The organism is Variovorax sp. VNK109 (assembly GCF_049445855.1).
GTDB lineage: Bacteria > Pseudomonadota > Gammaproteobacteria > Burkholderiales > Burkholderiaceae_C > JAGOCV01.
This window is the reverse complement of sequence record NZ_JBMSDV010000001.1, coordinates 1,004,635-1,019,456: the sequence shown is the minus strand read 5'-3', so window position 1 is coordinate 1,019,456 and position 14,822 is coordinate 1,004,635. Positions and strand designations below refer to the sequence as shown.

Sequence of the window (14,822 nt, the reverse complement as noted above, 5' to 3'; positions counted from 1 at the left end):
CAGGAGAGGTGGCAGAGTGGTCGAATGTACCTGACTCGAAATCAGGCGTAGGTGCAAATCTACCGTGGGTTCGAATCCCACCCTCTCCGCCACTCAGTCCTTTGATTTCGAAGGACTTTTTCTTTTTTCTCACCCCGAATTCGAACCTTCGGTCTGGATTGTTCTCCGGCATCCGACTGTGTGTTTTTGCGAATCTCTGCGGGTCTGATTTAGTGGGGAAAACTCAATGAACGCGCGGCTCTCCGAGGAGAAGGCGCGTCAGCCTTCGCGAATTCCAGCGCGTATGCATTGAGTCTTGATTAATTCGCAATCGAGGTCCGCATGTCTATGGAAGTGAGCTTTGAAGTCAAATTAGAGCAGAGATGACTTCTACAGGCAACGAAATAGCGAAGCAGGCGTCGATTTCTGATATCCCCAAAATGGCCGGTCGAGTTGGATCGGCATTGAGCGTGGGGCGTAAAGATTCTCGTGTGAAAGGCATAGCACCTGGAGCAGATCGACTTGACTAAGCTGTCTGCTATTAGCTAGCCGCAGACAACAACAGGCCTGCGTGGAGTTTCCGCATTGGACTTCACATTGATTTCATCCATATTGCACCCAACGTCGATATCGTGCATCTGCCAGACCACATACCGATGAGCCCGTTTACCAGGAATTTGCTATGAATACATCCGCAGTGCCTCGCAGAACCTTCATTGGTTGGGCTGTGTGGAGTTTTGTTGTTGCCCCTACCGCCGCAAGTGCCAGCATCCACACGCTGGGGCATACCGATTCGTCCGCGCTTCAGCAAGGAGATCAATTGTTCGCGAGCCGTGTACCTGAGAAAGCGAAGCAAGTGCACGCAAAATTTGCCTCGGGGGTTTATGTATCCATCTATGAAGTGACCACTGAAGAGAGCCGCCATGGCGTGTCGACTGAGCGATGGCTTTGCATGGCGTTCAAAACTGAGTCAGGTGAATATGTCGTGCAGACATCGGGGGATGCTCTGTTCACATCGACGAACTGGCACCCTACAGAAATTGCGGGAGTGACGGTGCTTGACGGCGGGGACGTGGAAGTAGTCGAAGAGCTACTCCGCGGAAATAGCACGACGCGTTGGAGTCGATCGGGCAACACTTGGGAGCTCGCGGCGATGCGATCTGCAGGAGTTAGTGGCCACCGAATCTACGAGGAGGAATACGACCGCGATACGCGTGAGCTTGTGGTGCGAAGCGGTGATCCAGGCGAAACCGATGATCTGTTGGAGACCAAACGCTACGCGGTCACTGAAGCGTTCACGCTTGCTGACTATGGTCGCAAGAGTCTGGTGGATGTCGCGTGAACCACGTCAGTTCTGAGTGTCACTAGGTTGTGCATTTGACCTGATGGCAAGCGTTTACTCAAGGCTTAGAACAGTTCTGGGCATAAAAATAAGAATGAGCAAGATCGGGAATAATGCAGCGAAGCCGACGCCGACATTCATGGAGTACATCAAAGATCCGAAGCGGGCAGCACTAGTCAATATGGCTACTCTCCTCCATATCTTTAAGTCTTATCCGGCCGCACATTCTTCTGGAGCACTGCCTCGAACTCCTTCAGAATGGGAGCTGTCCTACCGTCGCGATCTATGGAGATGTTCCCTTTGGCCATGAGCCAGTACAGAGGGAAGGGGGAGGAAAATGAGCACTTCCCGCAAACGACCGTTTCGCGTAAATATAGACTTAACGCGTTGTCTCGCGTTAGACGCAAGCTTGCGTCGCAATGTGGGCAGGTCAAGAATGACTTCATAAGGCGACGCACTAGTGCGGTCGCAGGTGCCTTCTTGATCTTGAACAGTGCTTCGTAGGCCCCCATTGAACAAAGAATGAGGTGCGAAGTTGTGTGGATCTGCCGCAAAGTGCGCCGCTGTTTCCGCGATTTGCTGACCTCTGCTACGAGCCATCCGGCCAGCTTGTCTGCGTAGGGATCGAGCTTGCTTGAAGCAGCTCGCTTGGCGTACTGCGGCTCCAGTTGATCCGACCGCAAGTACTTCTTCACTGTGTTGCGCGCCAGGCCTGTACGCCTGGAGATCTCTCGTATGGACAGCTGCTCGCGCAGCGCCCAGCGCCTGATGACATTCAATGTCGCCACGTCTATCACTCCGAAATTCCCCTGTACTGCTAGAGATGCATCAGGGTAGGGCTAACGTGGGTCAGTTCTGAATGGAAATTACTGCTCTAACTGGATCAGTTTTGGACGGAACTCAACATAGCGTGGGCAACAATTCTTGCGGAAAACGGAACGAATATTGCCCCGATATTCTTCATGATTGCAGGTGTTCGGTCAGGTTCCATTCGGCGAGATCCGTTGAGATTCACTCCAATGATTACGCATCGTTTCTCAATGGCTGTTTCCAACTCCCACCGAACATACTTGTGCTTCGATTTCGTATCGGCCCCAATGAGACTTACAAACTTCCCTGCCATCGCAATGCGCTCTTTGCATTTCTGCTTTATGTACGCTTCGTTCTCAGAGTTGATTTCCTGAGCAAGTTGGCAATCGGTAAAGTTGAAATCAATATGCTCGGAAGCTTTCCAAGCTTGCATGAGCCTGTAGTAATGAATGTCTGTGCTACTGAAGCCAACAAATGTTCTTGGTAGTCCCATTTTTCCCTCCGTTTGTGCGAACGATAACTCTATCTTTTAGGGGTCGCATTTGTCCATTGGGTTAATCGGTGAAAGCCATTTCCCAGCGGCTACAGTCGACGTCCAATCGCGCAGGTTCTCTGCACGCCATAGCTCACGCGCCAGATCGTCCAGCTTCTTGGCGTTAGCCGAGCACCATCTCCGGTGCAACTGGTGCGCAGAGGCGACTAGATTTTTAATGTGATGTTCGTGCGTCAGCACAACTGTATAAATGTACAGTTTAAACTAAGTGCGCCGCACCGCCGAGTGTTACTATTTAATTACTAACAACGAGGGCGAACATGGCGAGATGCACAGCACCAGTAAACGGCCATCGATCATCAAGCGCAGCAGCAGCTTGCCCGGCATGCGGTGGTCGCTCCAGTCGCTATGGTGGATACGGCTACAGCAGTGGCTACGGTTCCTATTCTTCGCCGCCGGCCTATTCCTCTTCCCGGAGCACTGGCAGCGGGGGTGGAGGTAGTTCAAGACCGCGCTGGTCGCGGCCTGGTTCGTTAGTGACGTACACGCCTGCTGAGGTGCGGACACTTACGCCGGTTCGTGAAAACTTCGAAAGACGCGTGTCTGTGCCTGACTTGCGGGACGTCTTTCTCTGTCATGCATGGGACGATCGTCGAGGCTCCGCCATGGAGTTGCACGATCTTCTCGTGGCAAAGGGCGTCTCAGTATGGTTCAGCGAAAAGGACGTTGTCCTTGGCAGCGCGCTGCTTCGCGAAATCGACAAGGGACTTGCAAAATCGCGTGTTGGCATTGTTCTGGTGACTCCCGCGCTACTGAACCGACTTCGTGGAGAGGGCATTGCCGACAAAGAACTATCGGTGCTTTTGGCGCGCGACCTGCTCGTTCCCATCGTGCACGGCACGACTTATGACGCTCTTCGAGATGTCAGTCCCCTTCTAGGTTCAAGAAGCGGATTGAGCACTGCGGAAGATTCGATGGCAAATATCGCCGCTAAGCTTGCTGAGCTTGTCTCTGTCGAGGCTTAACTAAAATTAGTTTGCCTTCCCTGCGTCTAGGCGGGCTTGGGGGAGGAGCTTGCGTGATTCGAGCACCCGGCCTTTGCACTAAGAGTTCGCTACTCCAACTGCAGCGCCCAGTTTAATGCCGCCGGCTCCTGCAGCCGCTTGGACGACCAACCAGTTATTCGTCCCTCAAGCATCCGCTCTACCAGCTCCGGTGCCAGGAACGCTCCCCTCAGCGTCTTCCCGACGAAGTCCCCGCTGACCTTCTCCCGCTTCGCGATCGCCGCAATGGAGCTGACAGCTCCTGTCCTCAGCTCGGTGAACCACTTGTGGCCCCGTGCCAGCCCCAACACCAGATGCGGATCAATCTCCGGCTCCTCAATGGTCGCCCATTCCTCGTTCACGATCAGCCGCATCTCCAGCCCATAGCGCTGGAGCCTGGCGTCCACTGAAACGACCGGCGCATCCTCATCCAGTCGATCCTCCTTCTCGTCCACCTTCAGCTTCACCCAGAGCGCGCTGAGCGTTCCCTGCCGTCTGAAGCAGATCCGTACCTCCTCCGTGTACACCTGCACCCAGGTGATCAGCGGCAGCAGCAGTTCCCGCTGCTCGTGATGCGTGCCCTGCCTCAGCCTCTCGGCATACCTCTCTGCAGCTTTCAGCACCTTCATCCGCGCATCCGGCTCCCAGTCCTTGATATGGAGGTCGTTGAGCATCCGTCCCGCATCCAGGAGCCACCGGCTGGTGGCCTCAATGACGAGTTTTTCGATGTCGTGTGCTGGAATGGAAATCCGCGGTGCCCATTCATCCGTCTCCATGTCCCGTGGCCGGGTCACGTAGTACCGGTAGCGCTTTCCCTTCTTAAGGGCATGCGAGGGCATCAGGATGTTCCCGTCCTTGTCCCGCACCCAGCCGGCCAGCAGACTCGGCTCCTTGGCGTGGACACCTTTGCGTCGCCGATCCAGCCCGATGGCCAGGGCATCCTGAACCCGCTTGAAGAGTTCTTCCTCCAGGATGGCCTCATGGGCCCCCGCATACCAGACGTCCTTATGTGGCACCTCGCCCAGATAGATCCGGTTGTTGAGGATCTTGTAGATGGCACCGGGCCGGAAGGCGGCTCCACCTGAGCTTTTCCCGGCCGCGTTCAGCCTGACTTTCGAGACAGCGCCCATCGCCCTCAGCCTCGTCTGCACCATCCGGACGTTCCCGGTCTCCAGATACAGCTCGTAGATCTTCCGGACCAGTTCAGCCTCCGGCTGATTGATCACCAGCTTCCGATCCACAGCGTCGTAGCCGAGCGGCACCGTCCCTCCCATCCACATCCCCTTCTTCTTGGAGGCCGCAATCTTGTCCCGGATGCGCTCCCCGGTCACTTCCCGCTCGAACTGGGCGAATGAAAGCAGGACGTTCAGGGTGAGCCGTCCCATGGAGGAGGTGGTATTGAAATGCTGGGTGACTGACACAAAGGATGCCGAGTGGGCATCAAAGACTTCCACCATCTTCGCGAAGTCCGCCAGCGACCGTGTCAGCCGGTCGATCTTGTAGACCACCACCAGATCGACGGCTCCGTCCTTGATGTCGGTCAGGAGCGTCTGGACGGCAGGCCGGTCCAGTGTTCCTCCTGAGAACCCGCCATCGTCATAACGGGTAGGTAGAACAACCCAGCCCTCATGCCTCTGGGAAAGAATATAGGCCTCACAGGCCTCTCGTTGGGCATCGATGGAGTTGAAGGACTGATCCAGACCTTCTTCAGAAGACTTGCGCGTGTAGATGGCGCAGCGGATGGGACGAACACTCATGAGGATGCCTTCCTTTTGCGCAGGCGGTCCTGCGTCTGCTTGAGACCAAAGAAGAGGGGACCTGACCACTGGACGCCGGTGATGGTGCGGGCGATCTCGGACAAAGACCGGTAGTGCTGCTCGCGGTACTGGAAGCCGGCATCAAGCACGGTGACCTCATGGATCTCACCGCGCCAGGAGCGGATCAAACGGGCACCGGGGCGAACGGTGGGCCGTGGAGGGGCGATGGACGGGCGCTTGCCTTCGTCCCAGTCCTTGGCGATGGCTTCGAGCTTTGAGCGGGCTGAGCGGGAGAGGCCGCCGAAGGCCTTCTCCTGGATCGCGTAGCCCAGAAAGGGCATCAAGATGGCGCGCTTCTGGGAGAAGGCCGGCACCTGGAAGTACTTGGGCCACAGCGCCCGCAGTTCGGGCAGCGGCATCTCGGGGAGTGCCGCAACCAGGTGCTGGGCTTCCTGCTGCGCGCGGGTGAGTTTCTGCTGGCCGTCGGCGGCCGACCTCTTGGGCATAGACGCTCCGTAGTGAAGACACTACGGATGGACGCTCTGCTCGGGCACCAAGTCAACTCGAAACCCGAGAATTCTTGATCGACAGCGGCGAAAACCTGACGTATTCTTTGGTTCTAAAAATAAGACGGAGGGTTTCGCATGGAAGTCAAGGAAATCAATCGCTACTACCGCCTCACGGCGCGCAGTCGTGTGGACAAGGCGGTGAACTCCCTGCTGGGCTTGGTCGAGGGAATTTCCATCGACGGGCAGATCAATGCGCGAGAAATCACGCTTCTCCGGATTTGGCTTGAAGACCACGAGGAATTGAGCAAGCGCCATCCATTCTCTGAGCTTGTGCCTGCCGTCGCACGTGCACTGCAGGACAGTGTCATCGACAAAGAGGAACGCGAGGATCTGGTCTGGCTGTGCAAGAAGCTGCGTGACGATGCCTTCTACGACATGGTCACGGCAGATTTGCAACGACTGCATGGTGTGGTCGGTGGGATCGCATCAGACGGACATATCTCCGAAGCCGAGTTGAGAGGCCTGTCTGAGTGGCTGGAGGCACATGAACATCTGAAGACGTGCTGGCCATACGACGAAGTTGCATCGATCACAACGCAGGTACTCGCCGACAGCAAGATTGATCCGGCCGAGCATGCAATGCTCCTCGATTTCTTTCGTGAGTTTCTGGCTGTCATGGACGAGCGCACGATCGTCAATCCGCCAGTCCGCTTGAGCGACGATGTGCCTATTGCCGGGCTGTGTGCAGTCATGCCCGACATTGCATTTCAGGGCTCTGTGTTTTGTTTTACAGGCGCGTCCAGCAGGCACACCAAGTCTGAGCTTTCGCGCTTTGTCTCGGACAAGGGCGGTAGCACTGTCGAGAACGTATCCGCCAAACTCAACTTCTTGGTCATAGGAGCGGATGGCAATCCGTGCTGGGCGTACGCCTGTTATGGCCGAAAAGTGGAAAAAGCAGTCGAACTCCGAAAGAAGGGGGCCCGCCTCCTCATCGTTCACGAGAACGACTTCCACGATGCGTTGCTTGATCATTGAAAGAGTCGATAAGACATGGAAGGTGGAAAGACAAGAAGGTTTCGCGCGCATCGGCCAGAGTCGAGTGTTGTTCCGAGCAAATTCCGGCAGCTATTCACTGATGCGGTTGTTGTCGCGCTGACATCAGGATGGGCCTATTGCATTGCCTTTGCGTACGAAGCAGGCTTCTGCTCACACTTTGGGGTTCCCCTCCACCTCATCACGCCAAGTCTCACCGCGCTACTGACGGCCGCATTTGCGGTACTACTTGGCATAACAGCCATGCTCTACGCGGCCGCGTGGCCGCTGGCGCTCGTGCCCAAATCTGCTCGGCGATTGAGACGGAAGCTGTTTGCATTTGCCTTGCTGGTTGTCATCACGCTCTTCTGGTACAGGCTTGAGCTCGATGGCCTCATCCAGATTGGGGTTGGAGCCGTGATCCTGTTCGGCGGGTACGCGTACAGGCTGGCAGTTGGCAAAGGAACCGTCAAGGAGCGACTCAGCTCCGGGTCGGAGAAATCTTTTACAGACATTGATCCCATGTTTGGCCCGGTGGAGAAAGTATGGGGAAGCAATGTCACCGGTGCTTTTGCCACCATATTCTTTCCCGTCTACGTGGCTTGGGTCGTGGGAATGGGTGTCGCTACGAATCAGTCGAGCTTTCTGATGCTCGATGAGCATCCTGCGTTTGCACTAGTGCGAAGCTACGGCGATACCTTGATAGCGGTGAAGATCGACGAAGACAAGAAGTCAATCGAAGGGTCTGTCTTCATCTCCAAAATCCCTGCGGCCCCAGAGGTGCTGAAGACAACGCTGAAGCAAACAGGCAAGCTCAAAGAGAGCCCATAGAGGAATAAATATGGCTGGTGAAAATGCTCGGCTCGCAGTCCTAATTGATGCTGACAATGCTTCTTCCGCATCAATTCAGGAGCTGCTCGCTGAAGTCGCAAAATTCGGGACAGCCACGGTGAAACGGGCGTTTGGGGACTGGACAACCAACAATCTTCACGGCTGGAAGCAGCACCTTCACAGGCATGCGATTCAACCTATCCAGCAGTTTGCGTATACGAGCGGGAAAAACTCAACGGACTCCGCGTTCATCATCGATGCGATGGATCTGCTTTATGCGGGAAACCTTGATGGCTTCTGTCTGGTATCCAGCGACAGCGATTTCACTCGTCTTGCCACGAGGCTACGTGAGGCAGGAAAAGTCGTCTACGGATTCGGCGAGAGAAAGACACCGGAACCCTTCATTGCGGCGTGCGACCGCTTCTTCTTCCTGGAGGTTCTGCGGCAACCTGCGACAGATGAAGCGGCTCCGCGCGTTGCAGATCTTCCTGATCTGGAGGAAATCATCCGGCATGCCCTTGAGGAAACCGCGAGGGAGAATGGATGGGCTCGTCTGGGAGCGGTCGGTGGCCATATCGGAAAAAGACACACGTCCTTCGATCCTCGCAACTACGGTTTCGCTAAGCTGAGTAATCTGGTGCGCGCCCAGAAGTATCTGGAGGTCGGGGAGGTGACGGATGTCTCAGGGTCACCGCATCTGCAAGTGCGGTTGAAGTCGTGAATATGTTCGGGGGTGATATGGGACGCCATTGGCTGATGTCGCAGGAGTCGGTGTGTTGGCCTCTGGGTACAGCGGCCCTGATAGGTGTGCTTCTAGCAGCGATGCCTGCTCATGCGCAGAAGCCGGTGTACCTGTGTGGGGGTGTTTACACCGATGCGCCGTGCAAGGGTGGTAAAGAGGTGGACATCGCTCCGACGCGGGGCCTGGATTCCATGTCGGGTCAACGCAAGGCCAGCAACGAGGTCATCCACGAACGGATCAGGGAGAGCTCCGAGCGCGCTAGGAAGCAAAGTGATGCAGAGGTCAAACGCCTATTGCGTTGCGGGGAACTTCAACGACGCCGGCAGGCATTGGACGCGGCCGTCCCAGAAGCCAAGCTGGCGGGTGAGCGACTGGCCATTCGTGAAGAGCAATTTGCATTGAAGTGCGGCCGGACCTGATGTCGCGCCCTTAGTGTCAGAAGTGCCAAAAAGTGCAGTAGACAACGCTGATACATCGAGTAACAATTAGATCAAAAGAGCTAATTGGAGGGCGCGATGAAGATGGATCAGCATGGGACCCCCAGAGGGGCCAAGACACTTGTAGCTGTACTTATTCTTGCCGCATCAGCAGCAACCCACGCCCAGACTGCGCCCAATCCGATTGGCGCGTTGTTTCAAGGCGTCGGTGGATTCCTAAGCAGCATCGTTTCTCCCAAGAGCCAGAAGTTCAACGAGCTCGTCCAGGCGAAGAAGTACGACGAAGCGGCGCAGTACTACGTAGATAACTCCCAAGACCTTGAGAGTCAGAAGGCGAGAATTCAGGACTCCCTCAATGCACTGGTGAAGGGCTTGAATGAAGAGCGGGTGCCAGCACTGAAGCAGCATGCTGATGCACTCGCCGTGCTCGCTGGCCAGGATGTGGAGGCAACACCCGAGGGTTGGGGCAAAGTCAAAACGAGTCTTTCCGAAGCTGAGGCACGCATCCAGAGTTATGGGACGGTTGCCCTGCTGAAGGAGGCGGCCTATCGGGCTCCAGAATTTGACGAACTCAAGGCTAACTACGGTCGCGTGGTGACGCTCTATGAGTCAAAGGCAGAGACTGCATTCACCGCCTACGGGTTAAAGCAGGAGAGATCGTTCTTTGACGTCTATCCTGGAACGCCACGGGCCGTACCGATTGTCAACAAGCACTTCGAATCCTCGAAGGAGGAGATTCAGCGGTTCACGACGCCTGAGCTTGACCGTTATCGGCGGCACTATGGAAGCGCGCTTTCAGAAGAATCCGCTCAACGGATCGGTGGCATCTACTATGAGAAGTTGCTGGAAGAGCGCCATCCAGGCGTCGTACCCAGCTTCTTCGAAAAGGGGCGCGTAGTTCAGGAGGTCAGACGTTCCGGCTTCAAGCTCGCTCAGCCACCGAAATTTCGCGTCGCGTACGTTCAACTTCAACCTGACGAGATGCCTGCTGGCCGGAAGCTATTGCAGATCAGTGGTTCATCATCGCAATGGAAGACAAGCAAGGCGTCAGCAATCACTGATGCTGTTGGCGGTGCAGATGCTGACTACGTTGTGGTCGTACAGCAAGCTGAAGTCGTCGTGAATCGGAAGATTGTTGAGAAGCGCGAGCAAGGATCCAAGTATCAAGTCAGTGAGCGAGTTCTACCTAATCCGGAGTACTCGAACGCTCAGTCGAAGTTGCAGGAGGCACAAGCCAACTACAACGCGCAGCGAATGGAGGCGGCTACGTCACCTGCTGCCAATGCCTGGGTGGCCATCGCTCGCGGAATCGCGCAAGCAGCGGCTGTTTCTGCTGTGGATACAGCGAGAAAGAACCTTTCGAATACATCCCCCACGATTAAGGAGCCGGTATATCAAGACTACTCTTTCACAGTGAGTCGCGTGGAGACAACACGTGAATCGAAGTTCAACGTGTGGATTGTTGATCGTGCGCAGAACAGGGTGGCTCGACATCAAATGGTTCACAGCGACCAGAAAACTTTCAATGTGGCTTTCGGAATTCGTGAGCAGGATCCGGCGAAGTACGTGTACGGAGCGAGATTTGATGAAGAGAAGGCGATCGACGCTCATGAGATGAGTGAGCTCTCTACGCCTATGCAGCAGATCGGTGAGCAGGTCACGAAGGCAGCGCCAGCGTTCGAGCCATTTCACCCGGCCAGCATCTCGTACGCAAGCGATAGTCAGTATGCAGCTCGACCTTCACCCGCAGCAGCACCGTCAGGCTTTCAAATGGTTGCGATGGGGCGCCCTGCCGCAGAGATGCCAAGCGCACGATCCGTTGATTCGCGAAATGACAGCGTTGTGGTTGTTCGAAATCCCAGAGGGGGATTGGGCACGGGGTTCTTTGTTGCAGGTGATCTCGTCATGACCAACTATCACGTCATTGAAGGTTCAAAGATGGCTGAGCTGAAGATGTTTGATGGTTCAACTGTGACTGGCCGCGTGATCAAGGAGGACATTGGTCTTGATCTGGCGCTTGTGAAAATCACTAACCCGATCGGAAGACCTGTTCAGTTTGCTAATTCGCTTCAGCCAGCGGGAACCACTGTAGAGGCCATTGGCCATCCTCAGGGCCTTGAGTTCACGCTGACTCGCGGCGTTATCAGTGCAGTGCGAAGGATGAAGAATCCGTTGGTTCCTGGCTCGGCAGAGATGCTGGTAATTCAGACCGATGCGGCCATCAGTCCGGGTAACTCAGGGGGCCCACTGTTCAGCGGTAACCAGGTAGTTGGCGTCAATTCCCGTAAGCTGGTGCGCGCTGGCGTCGAAGGAATTGGATTTGCAGTGCATTTCATCGAGGTGCAGCGATTCTTGTATGAACAATAGAATGCCGCATTCACTGTTGTCATCAAGTAATGCCCAATATCGCATCTGCCATCAAAGAGGAAATCGGACGCCTTGCCCGCAAGGAAATCCGCTCCGAGACCGAACAGCTCAAAAGGGCAAGTGCCAACTACCGCGCAGACATCGCGCAGCTCAAGCGCCATATTGCCCAGCTTGAGTCGCAGCTAAAGAAACTGCAGAAGGCCGGCGTGCGAGGTGCGACTCCCGTGTCGACTGAAGACGATCAGCCCAGCCTGCGCTTTCGCCAGGAAGGACTTTCCGCGCACCGGAAGCGCCTTGGCCTGTCTGCGGCGGACTTCGGCAAACTGGTGGGCGTTTCGGCCCAGACCATCTACAACTGGGAAGCCGGCGAATCCAAGCCGCGTGCCAAACAGCTCATCACGCTGGCGGCCGTGCGCAAGATGGGTAAGCGTGAGGCTGCCGCAGCTCTCACCGGGGAAGAGCTGGAAGCCTGATGCCGGATGCGTACGATCTGGACCGGTTCGTGCAGGCACAGGCCGATGTCTACGAAACGGTCAAACAGGAACTGAAAGCCGGCGAGAAGCAGAGCCACTGGATGTGGTTCATCTTTCCTCAGCATGAGGCGCTTGGCCGTAGCGCCATGGCGACGAAGTACGGTCTGCGTGATCTGGCAGAGGCTCAGGCTTACTGGGCACACCCGGTGCTTGGACCTAGGCTTGCCGAGTGCTGCAACCTGCTCCTGAGCGTCAAGGGCAGGACCGCATACAGGATCATGGGATCGCCCGACGACATGAAGCTGCGCTCATGCATGACCATTTTCCATCGAGCCGAACCTGATGAGAGCTGCTTCGTGCAGATGCTGCAGAAGTACTTCGATGGCGTCGAAGACCAGAAGACTCTTCTGCTGCTGCCAAGACGGGTTTAGTAGACGTTGACTTTCCAGACCGACTGGTACGGACGTCGACTGTGATCATCGTCGTTGTATCTGAAACTGATCTGGAGCCGGAAATTCCGGCGAGCACCTGCGTCTTCCGCTGTGATTGAGTAGTACCACAGCTCATCGCCGACTTTCTGAACTGTCTCTGGCGGACCCAGCGCGGTCATGAGATCGTCGCGTGAGAGGTTTGTCATCATCATGCGCACGGATTCGATGTCGCAATCCCTGCCCTGCTTGCAGGTACGCAGGCCATCGATATTGCTTCTCCGGTGCTGGGCGTCTTTTTGCGCGCGGGCGGCCTGCAGTTTGGCCAGTTCAGCTTGTCTGGCTTCCTCACGGGCGCGCTCCACTTCGCGCTGCTTGCTCCAGGCTGACCCGACTTCTGCCCCCTGACCGCACGGTGCTTGCTGGTACTGCTGCTGACCGTCGGCACCCTTGCACAGGTAGACCTGCTGGGCCAGAGAGAAGTGAGCGTGTGCACACAGCAATACGCCAAGGATGTACCGCAGCCGGAGCACGTATGACCAGATCATGAGCCTCTTCCTTATGAGTTAAATATAACTCATAAAGTATTGCTCCACGAGCTAGCCAGATCCAGTCCAATGGGGCCGGATTGTGAGACTTAGTGCCGGTAAGTGCCCGCGTGTTGCCTGCAGAAGGCAGAAAAAAGCCCGGTCACTGTCAATGGACCGGGCCTGCGGACTACCAAGGTGCGTTCATGATGGTATTGAGATCGTGTTGAGGCTCCCACTGGTCCGCATAGATCGTCACCTTCACGGTACCTTCCCACTTGTTCTTTGCCATGCGCAGGGCCTGCACGATACTGTCGACTTGGTCGTCGTAGCGGCTGTAGGGAAACATCAGCAACTCACATTCCAGACACTTCAGTCCTTCCTCATTCTTCGGTGTACGCACGAAGAAGACGCGCTTCTCCTCAAACTGCTGAAGGACATCGTAGGCACGAGTTTCCTTGGATTTTTTCGGCTCGTGGACCCCGACATTCGCGCCTTTGGATCTGAGGAATTTCGCAAGAGTAAGGCCAACGTTTGCGGTCTCAATCAGGAACTGTGCATCGGGCAACTGCTTCCACAACTGCAGGGCCTTTGCCTTGACGATCTCATAGTCCCAGTGGCCGCGCGATGCGTGGTGGATGTAGTGCGTACCGTCATCCATGCTCTGGCCGACCGTGATCGCGGTGTAGTCGGCGCTCTCCTCGGTTGAAGTTGCCGTGTCGATGCTGATCCAGAAGTGACCCTGATGGCGCGGCGGGATTTTGTCCACCCACTGCATGTACTTGAGCTTGAAGATGTTGCCTTCCGGCGCTTCCGGAGTCTGCTGGTACTGGGCGCTGAAGATGCGGCGGCCAACCTCCCTGCGCTTCTTCTCCCAAACCTCCGCGCTGTCGCGCGCCGGATGCAGCGGTTCGCCCTCGGCGCGGTGATAGACGTCATCCGCGTTCGGACCGATAGGGATGATTTCGGCCTTCGTGGCGATCGCAGGCAGTGAGAGCTTGTGGAAGTCGCCAAGACCTTCCATATACCCACACAGGTCACCCACGTGCAGGCGCTGCATCACAAGGACGATGACGCCCAGCGTCTGGCTGTTCAGGCGACTGAGAAGCGTTGTGACGAACCATTCGTTCACAGCATTGCGACGCAGGTCGGAGTAGGCATCCTGTGGTTTGATCGGATCATCGATGATGATGATGTCGCCACCACGGCCGGTCAGAGCACCTTGCACGGAGATCGCGCGGCGTCCACCGCCTTCTTTGGTCACGTAGTCAGAGACGGCAGTCTTGACGAACTGGACCTCGGGGAAGGCCTTCTGGTACCAGTCGCTCATCACGAGGCGACGGAAGTTGAGGGCAATCGCATCTGCCAGCTCGGTCGAGTAACTCACGCAGATGATCTCAGCGGTCGGGTCATGCGCCAAGATGTACGCCGGCCACGCGATGGAGATGATGAACGTCTTCAAATGCCGCGGCGGGATGTTGACGATCAGGCGAGGGCGCTTGCCGGTGCGCGCAAGCTCCAACTGGTGGCCGATCGCATCGATGTGCCAGTTCTCTTCGAACTGCGTACCCGGATAGAGCACCTTGAACGCCATTTTCACAAAAACGTGGAAGTCGTCTTTCGACGCCGCGTAGAACGCGTCCCAATCCGTTGCAGATTTTTTCATTTCAGTTCTCCTTCAGTAGTTACGATTTGGATTTGCCGTTGATGCGGCGCTGGATATAGGTGTCTAGGATTTCCTGGTAGTCATCGGGGAGCGCCGTGGGTTGCTCCGCCTGCTGCAGCTGGCCGGTCTTGCGCATCACCTCGATGAGAGTGAGTAGGGACTTCTGGTCACCCTGAAGGGCACCAGCGACCATGCGCTTGACCATCGCCTGCATACGGGTAACCTTCTTGCGGCGACCGTCCTCGTTCACGACGATGGGCTCCGAGAGTTCCTGCTCCAGCAAGGTCATGAAGTTCTTCGAGCCTTTGGGGCGGCCGCGGGGGTTGCCACTCGTGCCCTTGCGGAACTGGGTGGCCTTCGGGGGCGACTTGTAGCCAATGGCCATG

At 56.2% G+C, this 14,822-nt stretch carries 14 protein-coding genes, 1 tRNA gene and 1 pseudogene; 9 read left to right on the top strand and 7 right to left on the bottom strand.

The features are described from left to right. Window positions 1-2 precede the first annotated feature (2 nt). Both ACO2Q9_RS05000 and ACO2Q9_RS04995 read left to right on the top strand, forming a co-directional pair. Window positions 3-92 (top strand) — tRNA-Ser (locus ACO2Q9_RS05000). Between the two features lie 569 nt (window positions 93-661). Next, window positions 662-1,321, top strand: a complete 660-nt coding sequence (locus ACO2Q9_RS04995; RefSeq protein WP_423308913.1) for a hypothetical protein — start codon at window positions 662-664, stop codon at window positions 1,319-1,321. A 539-nt stretch (window positions 1,322-1,860) separates the two neighbouring features. Here the strand turns inward: ACO2Q9_RS04995 and ACO2Q9_RS04990 are convergent. After that, a pseudogene (locus ACO2Q9_RS04990) lies at window positions 1,861-2,118 on the bottom strand (IS21 family transposase); the annotation flags it as partial. Between the two features lie 86 nt (window positions 2,119-2,204). Next, window positions 2,205-2,624 carry a TIR domain-containing protein gene (locus tag ACO2Q9_RS04985; protein WP_423308911.1) on the bottom strand — a complete coding sequence of 140 codons (420 nt, stop codon included), beginning with the start codon at window positions 2,622-2,624 and terminating at the stop codon, window positions 2,205-2,207. Window positions 2,625-2,944: 320 nt separating this feature from the next. Here ACO2Q9_RS04985 and ACO2Q9_RS04980 point away from each other — a divergent pair, with 320 nt between their 5' ends. After that, complete coding sequence (locus ACO2Q9_RS04980; protein ID WP_423308909.1) at window positions 2,945-3,649, top strand: toll/interleukin-1 receptor domain-containing protein; 705 nt, start codon at window positions 2,945-2,947, stop codon at window positions 3,647-3,649. An 89-nt stretch (window positions 3,650-3,738) separates the two neighbouring features. On the opposite strand, the gene ACO2Q9_RS04975 is transcribed toward ACO2Q9_RS04980, so the two are convergent. Together ACO2Q9_RS04975 and ACO2Q9_RS04970 are read right to left on the bottom strand one after the other, a co-directional pair. Continuing rightward, on the bottom strand, window positions 3,739-5,424 hold the full coding sequence (locus ACO2Q9_RS04975) for a recombinase family protein (protein WP_423308907.1): 1,686 nt from the start codon (window positions 5,422-5,424) through the stop codon (window positions 3,739-3,741). Then, window positions 5,421-5,930 carry a DUF2924 domain-containing protein gene (locus tag ACO2Q9_RS04970; protein WP_423308905.1) on the bottom strand — a complete coding sequence of 170 codons (510 nt, stop codon included), beginning with the start codon at window positions 5,928-5,930 and terminating at the stop codon, window positions 5,421-5,423. Before ACO2Q9_RS04970 ends, ACO2Q9_RS04975 begins: the two co-directional genes overlap by 4 nt. Window positions 5,931-6,068: 138 nt before the next feature. On the opposite strand from ACO2Q9_RS04970, the gene ACO2Q9_RS04965 reads away from it, so the two are divergent. From ACO2Q9_RS04965 to ACO2Q9_RS04940, 6 genes are all read left to right on the top strand, one after another. Next, window positions 6,069-6,968 (top strand): BRCT domain-containing protein, encoded by a 900-nt coding sequence (locus ACO2Q9_RS04965; protein ID WP_423308903.1) that lies wholly within the window; start codon window positions 6,069-6,071, stop codon window positions 6,966-6,968. A gap of 15 nt (window positions 6,969-6,983) precedes the next feature. After that, window positions 6,984-7,796, top strand: coding sequence for a hypothetical protein (locus ACO2Q9_RS04960; RefSeq protein ID WP_423308901.1), 813 nt, complete (start codon window positions 6,984-6,986; stop codon window positions 7,794-7,796). Window positions 7,797-7,806: 10 nt separating this feature from the next. After that, window positions 7,807-8,517: an NYN domain-containing protein gene (locus ACO2Q9_RS04955; protein ID WP_423308899.1), complete on the top strand. Its 711-nt coding sequence runs from the start codon at window positions 7,807-7,809 to the stop codon at window positions 8,515-8,517. A 536-nt stretch (window positions 8,518-9,053) separates the two neighbouring features. After that, window positions 9,054-11,342, top strand: coding sequence for a S1C family serine protease (locus ACO2Q9_RS04950; RefSeq protein WP_423308897.1), 2,289 nt, complete (start codon window positions 9,054-9,056; stop codon window positions 11,340-11,342). 29 nt (window positions 11,343-11,371) lie between these two features. Next, window positions 11,372-11,815, top strand: a complete 444-nt coding sequence (locus tag ACO2Q9_RS04945; protein WP_423308895.1) for a helix-turn-helix domain-containing protein — start codon at window positions 11,372-11,374, stop codon at window positions 11,813-11,815. Next, on the top strand, window positions 11,815-12,246 hold the full coding sequence (locus tag ACO2Q9_RS04940; RefSeq protein WP_423308893.1) for a DUF1810 domain-containing protein: 432 nt from the start codon (window positions 11,815-11,817) through the stop codon (window positions 12,244-12,246). The genes ACO2Q9_RS04945 and ACO2Q9_RS04940 overlap by 1 nt, the downstream gene beginning before the upstream one ends. On the opposite strand, the gene ACO2Q9_RS04935 is transcribed toward ACO2Q9_RS04940, so the two are convergent. From ACO2Q9_RS04935 to ACO2Q9_RS04925, 3 genes are all read right to left on the bottom strand, one after another. Further along, on the bottom strand, window positions 12,243-12,791 hold the full coding sequence (locus ACO2Q9_RS04935) for a hypothetical protein (protein ID WP_423308891.1): 549 nt from the start codon (window positions 12,789-12,791) through the stop codon (window positions 12,243-12,245). The two genes, ACO2Q9_RS04940 and ACO2Q9_RS04935, sit on opposite strands and share 4 nt — an antisense overlap. A 169-nt stretch (window positions 12,792-12,960) precedes the next feature. Then, window positions 12,961-14,436 (bottom strand): phage terminase large subunit, encoded by a 1,476-nt coding sequence (gene terL, locus ACO2Q9_RS04930; protein ID WP_423308889.1) that lies wholly within the window; start codon window positions 14,434-14,436, stop codon window positions 12,961-12,963. A 19-nt stretch (window positions 14,437-14,455) separates the two neighbouring features. Beyond that, complete coding sequence (locus ACO2Q9_RS04925; RefSeq protein ID WP_423308887.1) at window positions 14,456-14,821, bottom strand: DUF5681 domain-containing protein; 366 nt, start codon at window positions 14,819-14,821, stop codon at window positions 14,456-14,458. Window position 14,822 lies beyond the last annotated feature (1 nt).

What these genes read in the sequence shown, in the direction of transcription:
- ACO2Q9_RS04935 (WP_423308891.1), bottom strand. Translation starts at nt 12,791, where the DNA reads ATGATCTGGTCATACGTGCTCCGGCTGCGGTACATCCTTGGCGTATTG.
- terL (WP_423308889.1), bottom strand. Translation starts at nt 14,436, where the DNA reads ATGAAAAAATCTGCAACGGATTGGGACGCGTTCTACGCGGCGTCGAAA.
- ACO2Q9_RS04955 (WP_423308899.1), top strand. Translation starts at nt 7,807, where the DNA reads ATGGCTGGTGAAAATGCTCGGCTCGCAGTCCTAATTGATGCTGACAAT.
- ACO2Q9_RS04995 (WP_423308913.1), top strand. Translation starts at nt 662, where the DNA reads ATGAATACATCCGCAGTGCCTCGCAGAACCTTCATTGGTTGGGCTGTG.
- ACO2Q9_RS04985 (WP_423308911.1), bottom strand. Translation starts at nt 2,624, where the DNA reads ATGGGACTACCAAGAACATTTGTTGGCTTCAGTAGCACAGACATTCAT.
- ACO2Q9_RS04960 (WP_423308901.1), top strand. Translation starts at nt 6,984, where the DNA reads ATGGAAGGTGGAAAGACAAGAAGGTTTCGCGCGCATCGGCCAGAGTCG.
- ACO2Q9_RS04980 (WP_423308909.1), top strand. Translation starts at nt 2,945, where the DNA reads ATGGCGAGATGCACAGCACCAGTAAACGGCCATCGATCATCAAGCGCA.
- ACO2Q9_RS04975 (WP_423308907.1), bottom strand. Translation starts at nt 5,424, where the DNA reads ATGAGTGTTCGTCCCATCCGCTGCGCCATCTACACGCGCAAGTCTTCT.
- ACO2Q9_RS04950 (WP_423308897.1), top strand. Translation starts at nt 9,054, where the DNA reads ATGAAGATGGATCAGCATGGGACCCCCAGAGGGGCCAAGACACTTGTA.
- ACO2Q9_RS04945 (WP_423308895.1), top strand. Translation starts at nt 11,372, where the DNA reads ATGCCCAATATCGCATCTGCCATCAAAGAGGAAATCGGACGCCTTGCC.
- ACO2Q9_RS04940 (WP_423308893.1), top strand. Translation starts at nt 11,815, where the DNA reads ATGCCGGATGCGTACGATCTGGACCGGTTCGTGCAGGCACAGGCCGAT.
- ACO2Q9_RS04965 (WP_423308903.1), top strand. Translation starts at nt 6,069, where the DNA reads ATGGAAGTCAAGGAAATCAATCGCTACTACCGCCTCACGGCGCGCAGT.
- ACO2Q9_RS04925 (WP_423308887.1), bottom strand. Translation starts at nt 14,821, where the DNA reads ATGGCCATTGGCTACAAGTCGCCCCCGAAGGCCACCCAGTTCCGCAAG.
- ACO2Q9_RS04970 (WP_423308905.1), bottom strand. Translation starts at nt 5,930, where the DNA reads ATGCCCAAGAGGTCGGCCGCCGACGGCCAGCAGAAACTCACCCGCGCG.